The sequence below is a fragment of the Croceibacterium atlanticum genome (assembly GCF_001008165.2).
In the GTDB taxonomy this organism is placed as follows: domain Bacteria; phylum Pseudomonadota; class Alphaproteobacteria; order Sphingomonadales; family Sphingomonadaceae; genus Croceibacterium_C; species Croceibacterium_C atlanticum.
The window spans coordinates 1032942-1052660 of sequence record NZ_CP011452.2 but is presented as its reverse complement, the minus strand read 5'-3'; the positions used below and the strand labels follow the sequence as shown (position 1 = coordinate 1052660).

Here is a 19719-nt window from a genome sequence, read left to right as displayed (position 1 = left end):
AAAAACCCGGCGCAAGGGCATGAGAAACGATCATGCCGCTTAGTTTTCGAAGGTTAATGGAAGGTAGGCTTTTGCCGAGAGATCATCACCTATATCCGAAGGTTTCTGCGGTGATCCGGGCGGGGAAGGACACGCTCGAATACGGATAGGCGAGTGCGAAAATACGATCTTGCCGGAGGGAAACAGACGGAGCGATCAGCGCAGAACGGCACCGGCAGAAATCTTTTTCCCCCTCAGGAAATCCTCGGTCTGCATCGCCGATTTTCCTGCCGGCTGGATTCGCACCGGTCGAATCGCCCCATGCCCGCAGGCGATCGTCAATTCATCGTCCAGCACGGTACCGGGGGCCCCGTTCAAACCGATCACATCGGCGCGCAGGATCTTGATGCGTTCGCCTTCCAGTTCGAACCACGAGCCGGGGAAGGGCGCGAAGGCGCGGATCTCCCGCTCGATCTGTTCGGCGGGTTTGTGCCAGTCTATCCTCGCCTCGGCCTTGTCGATCTTGGCCGCGTAAGTGGCGTTGAGGCTGTCCTGTTCCTGCGCTTGCAGGCTGGCGATCTGTTCCAGCGTTTCCACCATCAGGCGGGCGCCGATCTCGGCCAGTTCGTCATGCAGTTCGCCGCTGGTCTTCCTGTCCACCGGCACGCTTGCGGTGGCGAGCATGGGGCCGGTATCCAGCCCGCGTTCCATCTGCATTATGGTGATGCCGGTCATTTTGTCGCCAGCCAGGATCGCCCGCTGGATCGGCGCCGCACCGCGCCAGCGCGGCAGCAGCGAGGCATGGACGTTGAGGCAGCCAAGTTCCGGCCCTTCAAGAATCGGCGTGGGCAGGATCAGGCCATAGGCGACCACCACTGCCACATCCGCTTCCAGGGCGAGGAATGCAGCCTCCGCTTCCGGATCGCGCATGGAATGCGGGGTGCGCACTTCCACGCCCATTTCCAGCGCCGCCGCATGAACGGGGGAGGGGCGTTCCTTCTTGCCGCGGCCCGCGCGGCGGGGGGGCTGGCTATAGACGGCGGCGATCTCGTGACCGGCCTCGTGCAGGGCCTTGAGCGTCGGAACCGAAAAGTCGGGCGTGCCCATGAAGATGATGCGCATTTCCGGCCCTTTCTATCGTAGCCGCTTCGCACTATCTCCGGCGCCATGGCATCGCAAGAGATCGAGGCGCTTGGTTCTGCATTGGCGCGGCTTCCCGGCCTGGGGCCCCGTTCCGCGCGCCGGGCCGTGCTGTGGCTGGTGAAACGGCGGGAAACAGCGTTGCCGCAATTGCTCCAGGCGCTGTCCGCCGTGCAGGAAACGCTGGTCGAATGTTCCACCTGCGGAAATGTGGATACGCGCAATCCCTGCGGCATATGCGCCGATCCGCGCCGCGACCAGCGGCAGATCTGCGTGGTGGAAGATGTGGCCGATCTGTGGGCGCTGGACCGGGCGAAGCTGTTTACCGGCCTGTATCACGTGCTTGGCGGCAGGCTTTCCGCGCTGGAGGGTGTCCGCCCGGAAGATCTGGCGATCGGCACATTGCTGGACCGGGTGGCCGAAGGCGGTATCGACGAGGTCGTGCTGGCCATGAATGCCACGCTGGAGGGGCAGACCACGGCCCATTACATTGCCGAAAGGCTGGAAAATTCACCTGTGCGGGTGACTCAACTGGCCCATGGCCTGCCCGTGGGCGGGGAACTGGATTATCTCGATGAAGGCACGCTGGCGCAGGCGCTGCGTGCCAGACGGCCGATGAGCTGATCTGTTCACTTGTCGTTCCGGCAGAAAATGCCTATTTGCCAGCCATGGCTATTCGCGAAATCCTTGAAGTGCCGGATCCCCGGCTGAAGACCGTATCCGAACCCGTCGAAACCTTCGACGCGGAACTCAAGTCCCTTGTCGAAGACATGTTCGAGACGATGTATGCCGCAAATGGCATCGGTCTCGCGGCGATTCAGGTGGGTGTGCCGCAGCGCGTGCTGGTGATCGACCTTCAGCCGGAAGATCCGGATGCGGAACCCGAACCCTGCAATCATGACGGGCACGAACACACGCATCAGCCGGTGAAGAAGGAGCCGCGCATTTTCATCAATCCGGAAATCCTGGATCCGAGTGAAGATGTCAGCACCTATCAGGAAGGCTGCCTGTCCGTGCCGGAAATCTATGCCGATGTGGACCGGCCGAAGACCTGCCGCGTGCGCTGGCACGATCTGGACGGCAATCTTCATGAAGAGGATATGGAGGGCTTGCTCGCCACCTGTATCCAGCATGAGATGGACCATCTGAACGGCATTCTCTTCATCGACCATCTGTCGCGTCTGAAACGCAACATGGCGTTGAAGAAGCTGGAGAAATTGCGGAAGGCGGCCTGATGCGGCCGATCGCCAGGCTGGTTCTGGCCGCGCCGCTTCTGTTACTCGCCGCCTGTTCGGCGGAGCCTGCATCTGAAATTTCCGCCCAAGCCGGTCAGGATGCCCGGTTGGAAGCGAACAAGCAGCTCGTGCTGGATATGTGGCACGAAGTGATCGACGGCCGGAATATCGATGCCGCCCGCAAATATATGGCGGAAGATTACCGGCAGAACAGCCCCAGCGCGCCGGACGGGCTGGAGGCACTGATCGCGTTTTTGCACACGGAATTCCCGGATTCGGAACCGCTCGAACCCGGCACCTATCCGCTAACGAATTTCGAATTCGTGATTGCGGAGGGGGATCTGGTGCAATTGATGTTCCAGCGTGAGATTCCCGATCCCGATCAGCCGGGGGAAACGGTGCCGGTATGGTGGTACGATACCTACCGCGTGCAGGACGGCAAGATTGTGGAGCATTGGGATTCCGCCATCCACTAGGCGCTATTCCGCTTCATCGACTTCCGCGATGACCTGGTTCACCTCCGCCCCCAGCAGCAGGATATAGGCCGATAGATAGAGCCAGGTGAGCAGCACGATAGCCGCGCCCAGCGCGCCATAGGTCGCGTTGTAGCTGCCGAAATTCCTGACATAGAATGAAAAGGCCAGGGTCGCCGCGATCCAGACCAGCGTGGCGATGGCCGATCCCGGCGTCAGCCAGCGTTTGACCTTGTCCGGGCGGTCCGGCGCGCGGGCGTATATCTGTGCGATGCCGATACTGGTGAAGACTGCGGTTCCAATCCAGAAGGCGAGTTGCGCCATCGGCAACAACCCGCCGAGATCCGGCAGCAAGTCCGCCAGGAAATTGACCACCGAAAGGGCGAGGCTGGCCAGCAGGAACAGGGCGACCATCGTGACGGTAATGCCCAGTGCAACCATGGTCTGTCGCAGGAAACTGCGCGTTTCTTCCGTGCGGCACACCTGGTTCAATGCCGTCATGACGCCAGTTGCACCGCGCAATGCGCCATATAGCGCGATGGCCAGTGAAAGCAGCAGGCCGAAACCGGCTGCCGTGCCAGCCGTCTCAACCATGCCGCGCAATTGGTCACCCACCAGGCTGGCGGCATCCCGCGGCAGGAATTGGGCGAGCCGGGCGATGTCTCGCGTTACCTGTTCAGGCGATGCGACCAGGCCGTAGCTTAGCACGACCGTCGTCAGCAGCGGCACCATGGCGAGGAAGGCGTTGAAGGCGATTCCGGCGGCGATGATGCCGAGATTGTCTTCACCGGACCGTGCCCAGCTGCGCATCGCGATCCGCCAGGCGCGGCGGGCCTTATTATCGGCTGTGTCTTTTACCGGGCTGTCGGTCATTTGCGTCCCCCTTCAAATAGGAAGCCCGCAGGCCGCGGCCGGTTCCGCATTCGCCATACACATGGAAAAGGGGCCGCCCCGACATGCGGAGCGGCCCCTTTGCTTGCCCGGTTTCGGGAAGGCTTAGAACAAACCTTCGATCTGGCCGTTTTCGTCGAGGTGGATGGCCTCTGCGCTCGGCACCTTGGGCAGGCCCGGCATGGTCATGATGTCACCGGCGATGGCGACCACGAAGCCGGCACCGGCCGAAAGACGCACTTCGCGGATGGTCACTTCGTGATCTTCCGGCGCGCCCAGCTTGGTCGGATCGGTGGAGAAGCTGTACTGCGTCTTCGCCATGCAGACCGGGAACTTGCCATAGCCCATTTCTTCCCACTGCTTCAGCTGCTTGCGCACGGCAGATGAGATGGTGACGGAACCGGCACGGTAGATTTCCCGGCACACGGTTTCGATCTTGTCGGCCAGCGGCATGTCATCCGGGTAGAGCGGAGCGAAGTCCGGTGCGCCGGCGTCAGCCTTGGCAGCCACGATATGGGCCAGTTCTTCCGCGCCTGCGCCGCCATCGGCCCAGTGCTTGCAGATCACGGCTTCCGCGCCGAATTCTTCAGCCATTTCCTTGATCACGGCGATTTCGGCATCCGTGTCGAGATAGAAGTGGTTGATGGCGATGGTCGGCGTGATGCCGAACTTCTTCACGTTTTCGATGTGGCGCTTCAGGTTCACGGCACCGGCGCGAACGGCTTCCACATTTTCGCCATTGGTCAGTTCGGACTTCGGCACGCCGCCATTCATCTTGAGCGAGCGCACAGTGGCGACCAGCACGATGGCATCGGGCTTCAGGCCGGCCATGCGGCACTTGATGTCCATGAACTTTTCCGCGCCAAGGTCGGCGCCGAAACCGGCTTCGGTCACCACGTAATCGGCCATGACAAGCGCGGTCTTGGTGGCGATCACCGAGTTACAGCCATGGGCGATATTGGCGAAGGGGCCACCATGCAGGAAGGCCGGGTTGTTTTCCAGCGTCTGCACCAGGTTCGGCTGGATCGCGTCCTTCAGCAGCACGGTCATGGCCGGATCGGCCTTGATGTCGCGGCAGAAGACCGGGCTCTTGTCGCGGCGATAGCCGATGATGATGTCGCCCAGGCGCTTCTGCAAATCGTCCAGATCGCTGGCGAGGCACAGGATGGCCATGATTTCGGATGCGACGGTGATGTCGAAACCGGTTTCACGCGGGAAGCCGTTGGAGACACCGCCAAGCGGGCCGACGATCTGGCGCAGGGCGCGATCGTTCATGTCCAGCACGCGGCGCCAGGTGACGCGGCGCAGGTCGATTTCCAGCGAATTGCCCCAATAGATATGGTTGTCGATCATGGCCGACAGCAGGTTGTGGGCGCTGGTGATGGCGTGGAAGTCACCCGTGAAGTGCAGGTTGATCTCGTCCATCGGCATGACCTGGCTCTTGCCGCCGCCGGCGCCGCCACCCTTCACGCCAAAGCACGGGCCCAGGCTCGGTTCGCGCAGGCACAGCAGCGTCTTCTTGCCGATGCGGTGCAGCGCGTCGGACAGGCCCACGGAAGTCGTGGTCTTGCCTTCGCCGGCCGGGGTGGGGTTGATGGCGGTGACGAGGATCAGCTTGCCCGGCGCGGATGCGGGGGGCAGGGCATCGCGATCGACCTTGGCCTTGTACTTGCCATAGGGGATCAGCGCTTCGTCCGGCACGCCGGCCTTGGCGGCAACTTCGGTAATCGGCTTCAGCGTAGCCTGGCGTGCAATCTCGATATCGGTAGGCATCGGTGTCCTCTCCGGTCTGGACGGTTAGCAATCGACGTAGCGGATGATCCCGCAAAATTTCGCAATCACGAAAATTTCGTAACTCCGAATTGTATGTGGCTCTTACAATCTTCCGGGCGGGATGCTCAAGCCCGATTCTTTCGCTGGTTGGACTGTCAGGGTGAGGAATGTTGCCGAAGGCGGCTTGTGTCCTCGGAATTCGCGGTCTAGGTTCTTGCTTCGTTCTCCCTGATGGATGGTTGGTATGGATCCCGTTTACGCTGCCTTTCTTATTGCCGCGCTGCTGGCCGGTGCCGCGCTGGGCTGGTTTTTCGGCACGCGCCCGCTGGCCGATCTGCGCCACCGCCTTTCGCGCGCGGAGGATGAGGTGAAAGAGCTGGACGCGAAATATCTGCGCAGTTTCGCCGATCTGGAAGCCGCGCGGGAACGGGCAGGGCGGGTGGACGAACTGTCCGCCCAGCTTGAAACCGTCCGGGCGGAACGGGAAAGGCTCGGCTCCGAACTGGCGACGCTGAAGGCGAACGCCGCCAATTTTGAAGAGCAGAAACGCCTGCTGGTGGAAGCGCGGGAGGAATTGCTGAAGGAATTCCAGCTCACCGGATCGAAAGTGCTGGGCAAGGCGCAGGAAGAATTCCTGAAAAATGCCAGCGAACGCTTCGGCAATGCGGAAAAGGCGAACAAGGAGGCCGTGGCAGCCCTGTTGAAGCCGGTGGATGAGCGGCTGAGGAATTACGAGAGGCAGGTGAACGAGCTGGAGGCGAAGCGCGTTGATGCCTTTGGCCAGCTGACCGGCCTGATCCAGTCCATGCGCGAAGGGCAGGAACAGGTCCGGGCCGAAGCGATGAAGCTGGGCAGTGCGCTGACCAATGCGCCCAAGGCGCGCGGCCGCTGGGGTGAACAGCAATTGAAGAATTTGCTGGAATCCTGCGGCCTGTCTCAACACACGGATTTCCTGCTCGAACATTCGATCGAAACCGAAGAAGGGCGGCTGCGGCCCGATGCGATCGTGCGGATTCCTGGCGGCAAGGTGTTGGTGATTGACGCCAAGGTGTCACTCAACGCCTATCAGGAGGCATTCGGCGCGGAGAATGAGGAAGCGCGCGATGCGGCGCTGGCGGCCCATGTCCGCTCCATGAAAACGCATATCCAGCAGCTTGGCGCCAAGAGTTACCAGAGCCAGTTCGAGGACGCGCCGGACTATGTGGTCATGTTCGTGCCGGGCGAACATTTTGTGGCCGCCGCGCTGGAACATGATCCGGGTCTGTGGGACTTCGCCTTCGAAAAGCGGGTGCTGCTGGCAACGCCAACCAATCTTGTCGCAATTGCGCGCACCGTGGCGCAGGTGTGGCGGCAGGATGCGCTGGCGCAGGAAGCCAGGGCGATTGGCCAATTGGCAACAGATCTCTATGATCGTATCGCAATCGCCGGCGATCACCTCAAACGCGTGGGTTCGGGTCTTGAAACCGCGGTCACGAATTACAACAAATTCGTTGGCAGCTATGAACGCAATGTTCTGTCCTCTGCGCGCAAATTGCGCGACAAGGGCATTGAAACCGGCAAGCGCGAAGCTGACGAGGTTCAGCTCGTCGAAAGTGCGCCGCGTTATACGGCTGCCGATATGGAGGAGCCGCAAGCTCCGCATCTGGTCGAGAGCGGCGACCGGTAGAAACTGGAAGGATCGGGATGAGGTTGGGGATCGTAGGTTGCACGGCGCTGGCGCTTTCGCTGGCCGCATGCAGCCAGCAGAGCGCGCCGTCGGACAAGGTTGAACAGGCCGCCACCGAGATTGTGGAGGCGGCACAGGGCGAAGTCCCCGAAACGCCCCGTTTGGCGGATGGCCCCTTCGCCCCGCGCGATGAATGTATCGACCTCAAGGATGCCGATGAATTTCGCCAGAAACTGGCCGAGGCGGTGGAAGCGCGCGATCTTAACGGGCTGATTGCGCTCGCCGCCAGCGACATCAAGCTGGATTTTGGCGGCGGCAGCGGAACGGAAGAATTGCGCAAGCGGCTGATTGCGGAAGATTCCCCATTATGGAGCGAACTTGACCAGCTGATGGCACTGGGATGCGCGGCCAATGCGCAGGGCGGCATCACCATCCCCTGGTATTTCGCGCAGAACGTGCCCGGCGATCCGGCCAGGACAATGATCGTGACCGGGGAGCGTGTTCCGATCCTGTCTGCGGAGACGGGTGAACCGCTGGACAGGCTTTCATGGGAAACGGTTACGCTGGTCGATGGCTGGCATTCTGACCGCCCGTTTCAGCAGGTTTCCCATGGAGAGATCGAGAGCGGCTATATCGCGACGCCCAAGTTGCGCAGCGTGATCGACTATCGCCTGATCGCCTCCAGTCGCAATGGCAAGTGGAGCATTACGAGCTTTATCGCCGGGGATTGACCCGTTGTCCCGGCTGATCTGCCAGGTTTGAGCTCTACGCCTCCAGCGTGGCCAGCACCTCATAGGCGAGCACGGCGCCGGCAATGGCGGCATTCAGGCTGTCCGCGCGCCCGCGCATGGGCATGGTCACGCGCAGATCGCAGGCCATTTCGTATTCTTCGGGCAGCCCCCGCGATTCATTGCCGACAAGGATGAAACAGGGCGCGACATAGGGGGCCTGGCGATAGGGCCGGGCATCGCGCAGGGACGCGGCAACCAGCTGGCCTGCACCCGATCGCAGCCATGGCAGGAATTCCTCCCAGCTCGCCTGGGCGATCTGCTGCGTGAAAATTGCGCCCATGCTGGCGCGCACGGCTTCGACAGAGAAGGGGTCGGCGCAATCGTCGATCAGGATCAGCCCGCCCGCGCCGACAGCATCGCCCGTCCGCAACATGGTTCCCAGATTGCCGGGATCGCGCAAAGCCTGTGCCACCAGCCAGATCGGCGCCCGGCTGCGATCGATCTTGTCGATCGACGTATCGAATTCGCAGAATACACCCGCCACTGCCTGCGGATTGTCCTTGCCGGTGATCTTGCTGAGGATTTCAGGCGGGGTTTCGACAATTTCGCCGCCTGCATCTTCTACTGCGTTTTCAAGCGCTTCCAGCAATGGATGCGGATCGCGCGCGGCAGACATCACCAGCATTTCGGGCAGGCGCCCGCCTTCCCGCGCATCGGTCAGCAGGCGCAACCCTTCGGCCAGGAACTTGCCTTCGCGCTTGCGGTGCTTCTTTTCACGCAGGCTGCGCAGGTATTTTACTGTCGGGTTGGAAAAACCGGTGATCGTGCGGCGCATGCGGGCTTGCTTCATTAACGGCGCCATGCAGGCGGGTGGGGGTGATGTTGCGGGATGGTAGCGGCAATATCCGTTCCTGCCCGCGCTGTCGAAGTTCAATCGCCGCCGGCGGTCAATCTTCCCCGAAACCATCCTCGATCAGGGAAGCCAGTTCTTCCAGGCGTGTATCCGCGGCGTGGCCGGAAACGGCGAGTTCTACCGTGTCGCCCTTGGCCGCGCCCAGCATCATCAGGCCAAGGATCGATCCGCCGGAGGCACTATTGCCATCCTTGCTGACCGTAACCTGGCAATTTTCCATCGCGGTAACCGTCGCCACGAATTTCGCGCTTGCCCGTGCATGCAGGCCGCGCTTGTTGACGATGGTTACTTCGCGGCGTTGCTCCTCCACAGACGCCTCTCCTGCCTTCATGCCTCCTGCCCGAGAAATTCGGAGGCGATTGTTATATAGTTACGCCCCGCATCCCGCGCGGCAACCGTTGCCGCACGAAGATCCATTTCTTTCCGCGCGCCTGCAAGCCGGATCAGCATTGGCAGGTTGATGCCTGCGATCACTTCCGTCTTGCCGGGCTGGAGGAGAGATATCGCAAGATTCGAAGGGGTTCCACCGAACAGGTCGGTCAGGATGATCGCGCCATTGCCGGAATCGACCTGTTCGATCGCTTCGGCGATTTCCTTGCGGCGCGCTTCCATGTCGTCATGCGGGCCGATGCATACGGTGGCGACATCGTCCTGTCCGCCGACCACATGCTCCATCGCATGTACGAACTCCTGGGCCAGTTGGCCGTGAGTAACCAGGATCATTCCGATCATGAAGGGTTGCAGCTCATCGGTGCGGGGTCCGCAAGCACGCCATCCGGGCGTGTCCGTCGATCAAAGGTGCAGGTCACGGCTGTTGCGGCCCTTCTAACATTTCGGAAGCGCGCGACCCCAGGTTGCGGTGCAGCACAGTGGGGGAAAAGCCCCCATCGCGCAAGGCCCCGGCCATGCGTTCCGCTGTATAAACAGAACGATGTCTCCCCCCGGTACAACCAAAGGCGATGTTCACATAGCTCTTGCCCTGCGCGGCATAGCGCGGGAGCAGTTCCAGCAGCAGGTCGCGAATCCGCGCAAATACGGACGCGAAGGCCGGATCCTTTTCGATATGATCGCCAACCCCCTGATCCTTTCCGGTGAGCGGGCGCAGTTCCGGATCCCAATGCGGGTTGTTGAGAAAACGCATGTCGAAAACCAGATCGGCCACGGGCGGCATACCCCGGGAAAATCCGAAACTGGTGATCGTCACCGTCATTTCCTGCGGTGCGGTAGGGGCGAAATGTTCCCGAATGCTCTGCTTCAGGTCGTTGGTGGAAAAATTGGACGTGTCGATCAGCACATCGGCCCAGCGGCGCAGCGGCCCCATCAATTCACGCTCTGCCGCGATGCCGGTGGCGACGGGCATATCCTGCGCCAGAAAATGGCGGCGGCGGGTTTCGTTGAAGCGCCGTTCCAGCTCGTGCCCCGAACAATCGAGGAATAGCGTGGTCAGCACCAGATCTTCACGATTGGTGAGTTTCTTGACCCGTTCGATCACATCGGCGGGCACGAAGCCGCGCGTTCGGCAATCGAAACCGATCGCCAGCGATTGCTGGCCGACATCGCCGCCGATCAGCCGTTGCAGCAGGCGGATCGGGAAATTGTCGATCGCTTCCCAGCCAAGGTCTTCCAGTTCGCGCAGGGCAGTGCTTTTGCCCGCGCCGAGCATGCCGGTGACAAGAAGAATCCGCTGACGATTATCCGCATGCTCGCTGCTCATGGCGGCGATTTGCCCTCGCTATGGGGAAAATGGAAGAGGGGCCCTCAGGGCAAACCGTGGATTTTCAACGCCTGTTCCGCGCGCAGGTGCAGGACGGGACTATCGGGCCAAAGCCGGATCATCGGCAGTTCCATTCCCGTTCTTTCAACGATTTCAGCAGTTTCGATAAAACGCGGGGCCGCTGGATCAAGGCAAATGACCAGCGCAACCGGCGCGCTGACGGCTTCCATGCCGATCAATCCGACATTGCGAACTTCCAGCAGTCCCCGAATATTTGGCGGCGGCGAGGCATGGAGCCGGTCCATCCTGCTGGCAAGCGTGACGCCGTCATCGCCGACCAGTTCGGCGCCGCGATCGATCAGGGCAAGGGCGAGGCTGGATTTTCCGCTGCCCGGCCCGCCTTCGATCAGCACGGCCCGCCCGCCAATGGCAACGCAGCTTGCCTGGTGTAGCAGGCCGTTCATTCCGCAGCGGGCAGTTCGAGCACGAGGCACGCGCCGGGATGTTCGTCTGGCCGGTCGGATACGCGCAGGCTGCCATCATGTGCGACGGCGATGGTGCGCGCAATGGCGAGGCCAAGCCCGCTGTGATCGCCAAAATCCTCCGCTTCCGGGCGGACTGAATGGAAACGGGTGAAGACCTTTTCCCGCGCCTTTTCGGGAATGCCCGGTCCCTCGTCGCAAACGCTGGTGCGCACGATATCCCCGTCCCGTTCGATCGCCACGGAAATGACGCCGCCGTGTGGGGAAAACGACACCGCATTGTCGAGCAGGTTTTCAATGATGCGTTCGATCCGCAGCGGCACGCCCATTATACGCGTCGGGTCGCTGCTCCGTTCGATCAAGATCCGGCGGCCATCATTGAGGCCGCGCCCTTCGCGCACCCGCACTACATTGGCCACCAGCTCTGCCATGTCGACGCTTTCGAAAGTCGCGCGGCTCAGTTCGGCATCGATGCGGCTGGCATCGGAAATCTCTGTCACCAGCCGATCGATCCGCAACACGTCATGCGCGGCGATTTCGGTCAGCTGGGTGCGTAATTGCGGGTCATCGACGCGGGGCAGCGATTCCAGCGCGCTGCGCAAGGATGCCAGCGGATTCTTGATTTCATGCGCCACATCCGCAGCAAAGCTTTCCACCGCGTCGATCCGCTGGCGCAGGGCCGTGGTCATGTCCGACACGGCACGGGCCAGCACGCCGATTTCGTCCCCGCGGGACTGCATGCGCGGCACTTCCACTTCCCGTCCACGTCCGAGCCGCACCCGCACCGTGGCCCGGACCAGGCGCCGCAATGGTTCGATAATGGTCCGCGCCAGATAGAGCGAAAGGACAATGGATAGCGTCAGGGCAAGGGCCATCAGCCCCAGCAGTGATGTGCGCGCATCGCGCACGGCCTGGGTGATATCCGCCGCATTGCGGGTGGTCAGCAGGGTGGAACCGTTAAGCCCCACCGGCGCGGCGGCAGTGATGACGGGGGTGAGATCGGGCGCGCGGCGCAATTCGATCTGCGAAAGGCCCTGTTCGCGCGCGCGCACCAGTTCGGGCCAGGCGCTGGCTTCGTCGCTTTCCGGGTCGGCAAAGGGGGGCGGGGACGGGGCGTTGACGGCAATGTCCACCGCCCGGTCGATCCAGCGCGCCAGATCCTGCGGCCATGGCGCGGCGACGGGATCGCCCAGGGTGAAGGAAGGCGCGTCCAGCTTGAAGCTGTCGGCCGTCAGTTTGCCCTGCGGATCGAACAGGCGCAGCCGCAAATGCTGTTCCTTGCCGATCTGCACCAGCAAAGCTTCCTGCCTTTCGCGCGTGGCGCCCGCCAGTGCCTCTGCCGTGATCTGCGCTTCGATCCGCGCCAGCTTGAACCGTTCGTCCAGCAATTGCCGGCGGTAGGAATCGAGGAAGAACAGGCTGCCCGCCAGCAGCATCAGCGGTATCAGGTTCACCGCCAGAATGCGGACGGTCAGCGACGTGTCGAGCGGGAAAGCCAGCCGTTCGAGATGGCGCGGAGCCGCGGATTTCTCAGCCATCGGAGAAGCTGTAGCCAGCACCGTAAAGGGTCGAAATCGCGCCGAATTCCGGATCGGCAGCGCGGAACTTGCGGCGCAGGCGCTTGATATGGCTGTCCACCGTGCGATCATCCACGAAGACATCGTCCGGATAGGCCGCATCCATCAGCTGGTTGCGGCTCTTGATCACGCCGGGACGCTGGGCCAGCGCTTCCAGGATCAGGAATTCGGTGACGGTCAGCGATACGGGTCTGCCATCCCAGGTCACCTGATGGCGCGCCGGGTCCATGGCGAGCCGTCCGCGTTCCATGATCGTGTTTTCAGCCAGGGGGGAGGGCGCGCCGCCCGGTTCCACTTCGCGCACGGGGCCGGACCGGCGCAGTATCGCACGGATCCGCGCCAGCAGCAGGCGCTGGCTGAAGGGCTTGGCGATATAATCATCCGCCCCCATTGCGAGGCCGGCTTCCTCGTCCTGTTCCTGATCCTTGCTGGTCAGGAAGATCACCGGCAATTGCGAATGTTCGCGCAGGCGCTGAAGCAGTTCCATCCCGTCCATCCGCGGCATCTTGATGTCGAACACGGCCAGGTCTGGCGGGTTCTCCGTGAGCGCCTTCAGCGCCGCTTCGCCATCGGAATATACGCGCGTGGCATAACCTTCTGCCTGCAGCGCGATGGACAGGGTTGTCAGAATGTTCCGGTCGTCATCGACCAGGGCAATGCTGCGCGGCGCGTCTTTCGGCGCCGGGGCGATCTCCGGTTCCTCATTCATGCGGAAAGGGGGCTCGTGCACGCGAACATGCGCGTGCCCTACCGCGAACGGGATGGATAGACAATCTGCCGAAGTAGTGCCCTTGGTGCTGCATCGCAGCAAAGAAATGCTGCAATGCAAATAGCTTCGTTCGTGCACTTTATCCCTTTTGGGACACTCTTTCTGGCAAATTGACGGGCGCGCTGATGCCGTTTATGCGATTGAGAAACCCCCGTCAGCCGCCGTTTTTCGGCCTTTTCTCATATTTCGAGGGAGACCTCCGTCAGTGACCGCCCAGCTTTCCGTTCCGCTCTCCGCCAAGGGTATCAAAACCGAGGCTTCGATTTATCCCAATCTGGGCACGTCTGCTCTTGTCGAACACGCGATCTCGAATGGCGAAGGCAAGCTTGCGAAAGACGGCCCGCTGGTTGTTGAAACCGGCAAGCACACTGGGCGTAGCGCGAAGGACAAGTTCATTGTCCGCGACGCGGAAACGGAAGACACCGTCTGGTGGGGCAAGGTCAATGTGCCGATGACGCCGGACCACTTCGCCGCGCTGAAGGAAGATTTCCTTGCCGAGCTGGCGAAGAAGGAAAAGCTGTATGTCGCCGATCTGTTCGGCGGTTCGCAGCCGGAACATCGTGTGAAGGTGCGGATCATCAACGAACTGGCCTGGCACAATCTGTTCATCCGCACCCTGCTGTGCCGCCCGACCAAGGATGAACTGGAAGGCTTCGATCCCGAATATACGATCATCGACCTGCCCAGCTTCAAGGCCGACCCCGAACGGCATGGCAGCCGCAGCGAAACCGTGGTTGCGGTCAATCTGTCCGAAAAGCTGATCCTGATCGGCGGCACCAAATATGCCGGCGAAATGAAGAAGAGCGTGTTCGGCATCCTCAACTATCTGCTGCCGACCAAGGGCGTGATGCCGATGCATTGTTCCGCCAATATCGGCGAGGACGGGAAGAGCGCGGTGTTCTTCGGCCTTTCCGGCACCGGCAAGACGACTTTGTCCGCCGATGCCAGCCGCACGCTTATTGGCGATGACGAACATGGCTGGTCGGATACGGCGGTCTTCAATTTCGAAGGCGGCTGCTACGCCAAGATGATCCGCCTTTCGGAAGAAGCGGAACCGGAAATCTTCGCCACCACGCGCCGTTTCGGCACCGTGCTGGAAAATGTGGTGATGGACGAAGAAACCCGCGAACTGGATTTCGACGACAACTCGCTCGCCGAAAATAGCCGCGGTGCCTATCCGATCGAATTCATCCCCAATTGTTCGGAAAAGAATCTCGGCCCGGTGCCGTCCAATGTCATCATGCTGACGGCTGATGCCTTCGGTGTGCTGCCTCCGATTGCGCGTCTCACGCCGGATCAGGCGATGTATCACTTCCTGTCCGGCTACACGGCCAAGGTCGCCGGCACGGAAATCGGCGTGACCGAACCGGAAGCGACCTTCTCCACCTGTTTCGGTGCCCCCTTCATGCCGCGCCATCCCAGCGTCTATGGCAATCTGCTGAAGGAACGCATCGCCAAGGGCGGCGTGTCCTGCTGGCTGGTGAATACCGGCTGGACCGGCGGCAAATATGGCGTTGGCCAGCGTATGCCGATCAAGGCGACCCGCGCCCTGTTGAACGCGGCGCTGGACGGTTCGCTGAACAATGCGGAATTCCGCGTCGATCCGAATTTCGGTTTTGAAGTTCCGGTTTCGGTGCCGGGCGTGGACGATGCGATCCTGGATCCGCGTTCCACCTGGGCCGACAAGGAAGATTATGATCGCACGGCGCAGAAGCTGATGCAGCTCTTCATCGACAATTTCGCCCAGTTCGAGGAGCATGTTGACGAAGGTGTGCGCAAGGCGGCGCCGCAGTCGGCCTGATCCGGATTGCGGCGGGCATGGCTCGCCGCACCGATCCGCGGACGGATAGAAAAGCCCGGCAGTCCTTTTCAGGGGGCTGCCGGGCTTTTTCTGTTTAAGCGCGCCGGCGCGTCTCGCCGGTCAGCCGCTGCCATACAGCATGTTGGACACCGCCTGTTCCGCCATGCGCGAACCATTGCGCATCGCGCTGGGCGGCAGGGCAGGGCGAAGGCTGTCGGCGCTGCCCGGTTTCGGCGGGTTCATGGTGAAGCAGGCCGTTTCGATACCCTCCATCGCCGCCAGCGCCTGGCAGAACAGATCGAACCGGCGGCGGACGATCTTGTTGATCCGTCGCCTGTCCCGGCACAGCAGTTCGAAACTGTGGGACACCAGGGTGAAGTCCGCCAGCCCGGCATCCATCGCATGGCGTGCGGCGGCGACCAGTTCCACCAGCGAAAGCGCGGTCAGTTGCGCATGGCGCAGGCCCGTGATGACATCACCGACGCAGCCGATCGGAACTTCTGTAATGCCGAGATGATCCATCGGGCGGCGATGGTCCGGGCCGAGCGATATTTCGCAAGCCGATCCGGCCATGCCCGGCGTATGGCTGCTGTCATGCGTGAAACCAAGTTCGGCCAGCGCGCGCAAAGTATCGTCATTCGCGCCGTAATTACCCGCCCGGAAGGCGAGGGGGCGGGGCGCGCCTGCCGCCTGCAATTGTGCCCTGGCCCAATCGATCAGGACACATTGATCTTCAAAATGGAAGTCCTTGATATTGGTGCCCCTGCGGGAACCGAGCGGATTGGCGGATCCTGCCAGGTCGAGCCATTCGGTATGGATGTGCAACTGCACGTCATGCCCGCGTTCCACCACCGGTCCGACAATGTCGGCGATAGCCGCTGTGCCCCATAGCAATGCCGGCATCGGATCGATGAAGAACACGCCCTTGAGCCCGCAGCGGTCAAACATGTCCATCTGATAGAATATGCCGACATCGCCCGCATCAGTGCGGCCGCAGATGGAACGAGTGAAATTTTCGGCCCTGCCTGCCTTGCCATGGCGCATGGCATGGCCCGCCTCATATTCGGTGTCGATTGTGAAATAGAACCGGGTCATGTCTGTCTGGCGGCTGGACCGGCGGGCGGACCGTTGTTTCCCTGATGAAGTGGCGTGCGGTTTTTGCAGTCTTGTTGCGCCCTCTTATTGTTCTTCAGGCAAACAATACCGCCAAGGGGTTACCAAATAACGCATGCTGCCCGGCGCAGGTGCGACTAGTGCTTTCTGCTCTTGCTCTTGCATCCTTGGAGGCACAGTGTGTCACCGCTCAATGGATGGAGGAATCGATGAGCCTGTTCGATGGGATAATGAAGAATATCGGCGGCGCGCCGGACGATGTCGCCAATCTGGCCGCTAAGCTGGGAATTGACCCGGACATGGCCGAAAAGGCGATCGCCGCCCTGGCGCATTCACACCAGATGGAAGGCGATACGGTGGAAGGCGCCGCCGCGAAAACGGGCCTTCCCATGGGCACGTTGAACCAGATCGTGGAAGCGATCGGCGGCGAAGGTTCGCTGATGGAATTCGCCAATCTGCTGGACCGCGATGGCGACGGCAATCCGCTGGACGATATTGCCGGCATGGCCAGCGGGCTGTTCGGCAAGAAATAAGCGGCGGGAAACGGGCGGAAACAGCGCTTCCGCCCGCTTCCATTCAGGCAGATGCTGCCGCGATATAGCGGTCCACATTCTTCGCGAGCACGTCCAGCGGGACATTGCCGCCCAGCACGACCGCATCGTTGAAGGCGCGAAGATCGTAATCGGCGCCCAATGCGCCTTGCGCACGGCTGCGCTGGCGGGTGATTTCGCTATGCCCGACCTTGTAGCCGCAGGCCTGCCCCGGCCAGGAGCAATAGCGGTCCACTTCGCTTTCCACCTGCGCCCGTTTGTTGCCGTTCCTCTCCGTAAAGAAGCGGATCGCCTGTTCGCGGCCCCAGCGTTTGTGGTGAAGGCCCGTGTCCACGACCAGCCGGCAGGCCCGGAAGGCCTGATCCTGCAGATAGCCGAGCTGCCAGGCGGGATGATCGGCATAGGCGCCCAGTTCATCGGCCAGTTGTTCGGCATAGAGCGCCCAGCCTTCCGAATAGGCGTTAAATGCCAGGATTGACCGGATCAGCGGCAATTTGTTGGCATATTCGCCCTGCCAGACATGGCCCGGGATGGTTTCATGATGGACCAGCGTTGGCACGTCATATTTCCGGTGCAGGTCCGTGGTGTGCAGGTTGATCCACATCTTGCCCGGGATGGTGCCGTCCTTGGAACCGGCGCCGCCGTAAGCGGTCGGTGCGCCGGGTTCTTCCGCCGGGGGCAGGCGGCGGATTTCCAGATTGCCCGGCACCAGAGTGCGGAAGGCACGTGGCATCTGCGCCTTGATCCAGTCGACCCGGTCCCGAATGAAAACCATGATTTCCGCACGGCCGGCATCGCCTTCCGCGAACTGGAAACGCTTGTCCGTGCTCAGCTGGTTCATCCGGTCGCCAACCGTGCCGCTGGTATAGCCGAGATCACGGAGGATCGGATCCATCCGGCCGTGGATCTCTTCGAGTTGGGTCAGGCCCATTTCGTGGATTTCGTCCGGCGTCATGCTGGTGGTCGTGCTGGCGCGCAGGGCCCATTCATACCATTCCGGCCCCATTGGCTGGGACCACATGCCCGGATCGCCATCGGCCGCGGCGCGCTGCGTCCTGAGTTCGGCCAGCTGACGTTCCAGCGCATCGGCAACAGGCCCGGAAATGATCGGAAGGGCCCGCCGGGACCAGTCACCCGAAATATCGGATTCGCTGGTGCGGTGGACCAGGGATTCCACCATCGCGCCGCCGCTGCGCGCATCGGCAAGAGAGGCATCCATTTGCGGGATCGCCTTGTCGAGCAGGAAATCTGGCGGAACCAGCCCCATTTCGCGGGCAGAGCGGATGCGCTGCAATTCACCGTCCAGGTAAGCGGGGACCTGTTCCAGCCGGTCGACATAGGCTTCGGCATCGGCAGTTTCGCGGATCGGGTGATCGGAATCCAGGAAGCGCGGTATGTCGATATAGCCGCCGACATTCTGAATTACGACATAGGGCGTGTTGCGCCAGCCGCCCACGGCGACATCGCCATAAGGCATGGCCAAGCCTTCCAGCGCATTGGCATAGGCGCTTTCGACGACTTCGAAACTGGTCCGCGTGGAGGCATCCAGCCCATCCCTGGGATAGAGCCGTGCTTCTTCCAGCCGGTGCCGCAGGCTGGCCGCATAATCGCGCTGCCCTTCGGGTGACTGGTCTTCCAGCCGGGACCGCAGATTGGCATGCTGGCCAATATCCACGCCCAGCGCGGTTGCCCGTTCCGGCTCGTTATCCAGCAATGAATAGGCGAACTGGTCCAGCATCTCCTCCGGCGAGAGCGTGACCGGAGGGGCGGCGCCAGCCGACAATGCCTGACGGGCGCAGCCGGGCAGGGCGAGCAGGGATATGCCTGCACCCAGACCTGCGATGGCCTGGCGGCGGGTGATGGTTTCAGATGGTATCGGCATAGGGAAGGAGTGGGCCGCGGCCCGCGGCCTGTCAATCTGATGGCGCTTCCCCGGCGGGCGCAAAACGCCTAACCACCGCTCATGAACACGGTTCTCTCTCTGCTCGTTCTGGCCGCCATCGCCATGATTGGCGGCGCCTATTTCCTGTGGCGCAAGGTCGGCGCGACCCAGCAGGTCTGGCTGATGCTGATCCTGGCCGTCGTGATGATCGTCAATGTGCTGATCTGGACGCTTCCGGATGAAACCGGCACGGCTCCCGTGGACCGTGCCGGCGAAGTGGAATGATCGGTCAGTCCGGGATCTGCCAGCGCACGGTGCCGGTGTAATCGCCCACGATCTTCGTGCCGCTGCCATCCGTGGCCGGTTCGAACCGCGCCCGGCGGGAAATCAGCTTGCAGGTCGCCTCGTCCAGCATCCGATTGCCGGAACTTGCGGTGATCTCGCACGCATTCACCCGCCCGTTCGTGCCGATAACCAGCCGATATGCGGAAACACCCTCGATATTCCGGCGCAGGGGAACACCGGGATAATCATCGGCCGTGATCCAGCGCGCGGCATCATTGGCCGGTGCCGCGCGAACCGGGGCAAAGCTCGGCAAGGGTCGCGGGGGCAGGGGCGGGATAACGGTCGGATCGCCGAAACCGATATTGGAGGGTATTTTCACGGTGACTTCACCGGGATCGAATTGCGCGACTTCCGGGGTTGTGGGTTGCGACAGATCCAGCGGGGGAACCGGCGCCGTGGGCAGCGTGACAACACTTGTTGGTGGTTGTTCCGTCGGAACGGGTTGGGGCGGCGGTGGCGGGGCCGTGGGGAAGCTCTGGGCGATCAGAGGCCCATCCTCCAATTCGATCACCCCGCTCACCGTCAGGCCCGTAACCACGGCAAGACCGATGGCGGCATGAATTGCCCCGACGGAGGCAATGGCAATCGCGCGGCTTTTATTGTCCTGGGTGCGGTTCAGATAAGTCATGGTCGCATCCTCTCTCGTTCGGCCGCCCCGCAGCGTAACAAGAGGGGCGACTGTGT

The 19719-nt window shown here is 61.9% G+C and carries 21 protein-coding genes; 8 read left to right on the top strand and 13 right to left on the bottom strand.

The window, feature by feature from the left end:
* Window positions 1-195 precede the first annotated feature (195 nt).
* The gene (fmt, locus tag WYH_RS04980; RefSeq protein ID WP_046902962.1) at window positions 196-1101 is read right to left on the bottom strand and encodes a methionyl-tRNA formyltransferase; all 906 of its coding nucleotides are present in this window, start codon (window positions 1099-1101) and stop codon (window positions 196-198) included.
* A gap of 45 nt (window positions 1102-1146) precedes the next feature.
* Between fmt and recR the strand changes: the two genes are divergently transcribed.
* The 3 genes from recR to WYH_RS04965 are packed head-to-tail and all read left to right on the top strand — an operon-like array spanning window position 1147 to window position 2830.
* On the top strand, window positions 1147-1743 hold the full coding sequence (gene recR / locus WYH_RS04975; protein WP_046902961.1) for a recombination mediator RecR: 597 nt from the start codon (window positions 1147-1149) through the stop codon (window positions 1741-1743).
* 44 nt (window positions 1744-1787) lie between these two features.
* Entirely contained in the window at window positions 1788-2354 is a 567-nt protein-coding gene (def, locus tag WYH_RS04970) for a peptide deformylase (RefSeq protein ID WP_046902960.1), read from the top strand.
* On the top strand, window positions 2354-2830 hold the full coding sequence (locus WYH_RS04965; protein ID WP_082347837.1) for a nuclear transport factor 2 family protein: 477 nt from the start codon (window positions 2354-2356) through the stop codon (window positions 2828-2830). Before def ends, WYH_RS04965 begins: the two co-directional genes overlap by 1 nt.
* A 3-nt stretch (window positions 2831-2833) precedes the next feature.
* Here WYH_RS04965 and WYH_RS04960 read toward each other — a convergent pair whose 3' ends face one another.
* Both WYH_RS04960 and WYH_RS04955 read right to left on the bottom strand, forming a co-directional pair.
* Entirely contained in the window at window positions 2834-3700 is an 867-nt protein-coding gene (locus tag WYH_RS04960; protein WP_053833398.1) for a YihY/virulence factor BrkB family protein, read from the bottom strand.
* Window positions 3701-3823: 123 nt separating this feature from the next.
* A complete protein-coding gene (locus WYH_RS04955) occupies window positions 3824-5491 on the bottom strand; it encodes a formate--tetrahydrofolate ligase (RefSeq protein WP_046902959.1) in 1668 nt (555 codons plus the stop codon).
* A 244-nt stretch (window positions 5492-5735) separates the two neighbouring features.
* Here WYH_RS04955 and WYH_RS04950 point away from each other — a divergent pair, with 244 nt between their 5' ends.
* Window positions 5736-7157 carry a DNA recombination protein RmuC gene (locus WYH_RS04950; protein ID WP_046904824.1) on the top strand — a complete coding sequence of 474 codons (1422 nt, stop codon included), beginning with the start codon at window positions 5736-5738 and terminating at the stop codon, window positions 7155-7157.
* A 17-nt stretch (window positions 7158-7174) separates the two neighbouring features.
* Window positions 7175-7888, top strand: coding sequence for a hypothetical protein (locus WYH_RS04945; RefSeq protein ID WP_046902958.1), 714 nt, complete (start codon window positions 7175-7177; stop codon window positions 7886-7888).
* A 34-nt stretch (window positions 7889-7922) separates the two neighbouring features.
* On the opposite strand, the gene WYH_RS04940 is transcribed toward WYH_RS04945, so the two are convergent.
* The 7 genes from WYH_RS04940 to WYH_RS04910 all read right to left on the bottom strand — a co-directional run bounded on the left by WYH_RS04940 (window position 7923) and on the right by WYH_RS04910 (window position 13283).
* A complete protein-coding gene (locus WYH_RS04940; protein WP_082347835.1) occupies window positions 7923-8738 on the bottom strand; it encodes a TrmH family RNA methyltransferase in 816 nt (271 codons plus the stop codon).
* 97 nt (window positions 8739-8835) lie between these two features.
* A complete protein-coding gene (locus tag WYH_RS04935) occupies window positions 8836-9111 on the bottom strand; it encodes an HPr family phosphocarrier protein (RefSeq protein WP_046904822.1) in 276 nt (91 codons plus the stop codon).
* 17 nt (window positions 9112-9128) lie between these two features.
* Entirely contained in the window at window positions 9129-9533 is a 405-nt protein-coding gene (locus tag WYH_RS04930) for a PTS sugar transporter subunit IIA (protein WP_046902957.1), read from the bottom strand.
* A 73-nt stretch (window positions 9534-9606) separates the two neighbouring features.
* Window positions 9607-10515 carry an RNase adapter RapZ gene (rapZ, locus tag WYH_RS04925; RefSeq protein ID WP_046902956.1) on the bottom strand — a complete coding sequence of 303 codons (909 nt, stop codon included), beginning with the start codon at window positions 10513-10515 and terminating at the stop codon, window positions 9607-9609.
* A gap of 44 nt (window positions 10516-10559) precedes the next feature.
* A complete protein-coding gene (locus WYH_RS04920) occupies window positions 10560-10979 on the bottom strand; it encodes an HPr kinase/phosphorylase (protein WP_046902955.1) in 420 nt (139 codons plus the stop codon).
* A complete protein-coding gene (locus tag WYH_RS04915) occupies window positions 10976-12535 on the bottom strand; it encodes an ATP-binding protein (protein ID WP_046902954.1) in 1560 nt (519 codons plus the stop codon). The genes WYH_RS04920 and WYH_RS04915 overlap by 4 nt, the downstream gene beginning before the upstream one ends.
* Entirely contained in the window at window positions 12528-13283 is a 756-nt protein-coding gene (locus WYH_RS04910) for a response regulator transcription factor (RefSeq protein ID WP_046902953.1), read from the bottom strand. The genes WYH_RS04915 and WYH_RS04910 overlap by 8 nt, the downstream gene beginning before the upstream one ends.
* Window positions 13284-13548: 265 nt before the next feature.
* On the opposite strand from WYH_RS04910, the gene WYH_RS04905 reads away from it, so the two are divergent.
* Window positions 13549-15144 carry a phosphoenolpyruvate carboxykinase gene (locus WYH_RS04905; protein WP_046902952.1) on the top strand — a complete coding sequence of 532 codons (1596 nt, stop codon included), beginning with the start codon at window positions 13549-13551 and terminating at the stop codon, window positions 15142-15144.
* A 120-nt stretch (window positions 15145-15264) separates the two neighbouring features.
* On the opposite strand, the gene WYH_RS04900 is transcribed toward WYH_RS04905, so the two are convergent.
* The gene (locus WYH_RS04900; RefSeq protein WP_046902951.1) at window positions 15265-16239 is read right to left on the bottom strand and encodes a polysaccharide deacetylase family protein; all 975 of its coding nucleotides are present in this window, start codon (window positions 16237-16239) and stop codon (window positions 15265-15267) included.
* A gap of 227 nt (window positions 16240-16466) precedes the next feature.
* Between WYH_RS04900 and WYH_RS04895 the strand changes: the two genes are divergently transcribed.
* Complete coding sequence (locus WYH_RS04895) at window positions 16467-16790, top strand: hypothetical protein (RefSeq protein ID WP_046904821.1); 324 nt, start codon at window positions 16467-16469, stop codon at window positions 16788-16790.
* Between the two features lie 43 nt (window positions 16791-16833).
* On the opposite strand, the gene WYH_RS04890 is transcribed toward WYH_RS04895, so the two are convergent.
* Window positions 16834-18690 carry a DUF885 domain-containing protein gene (locus WYH_RS04890; protein WP_046902950.1) on the bottom strand — a complete coding sequence of 619 codons (1857 nt, stop codon included), beginning with the start codon at window positions 18688-18690 and terminating at the stop codon, window positions 16834-16836.
* An 81-nt stretch (window positions 18691-18771) separates the two neighbouring features.
* Between WYH_RS04890 and WYH_RS04885 the strand changes: the two genes are divergently transcribed.
* Window positions 18772-18975 (top strand): hypothetical protein, encoded by a 204-nt coding sequence (locus WYH_RS04885; RefSeq protein WP_046902949.1) that lies wholly within the window; start codon window positions 18772-18774, stop codon window positions 18973-18975.
* A gap of 4 nt (window positions 18976-18979) precedes the next feature.
* On the opposite strand, the gene WYH_RS04880 is transcribed toward WYH_RS04885, so the two are convergent.
* Window positions 18980-19663, bottom strand: coding sequence for an energy transducer TonB (locus WYH_RS04880; protein WP_046902948.1), 684 nt, complete (start codon window positions 19661-19663; stop codon window positions 18980-18982).
* Window positions 19664-19719 lie beyond the last annotated feature (56 nt).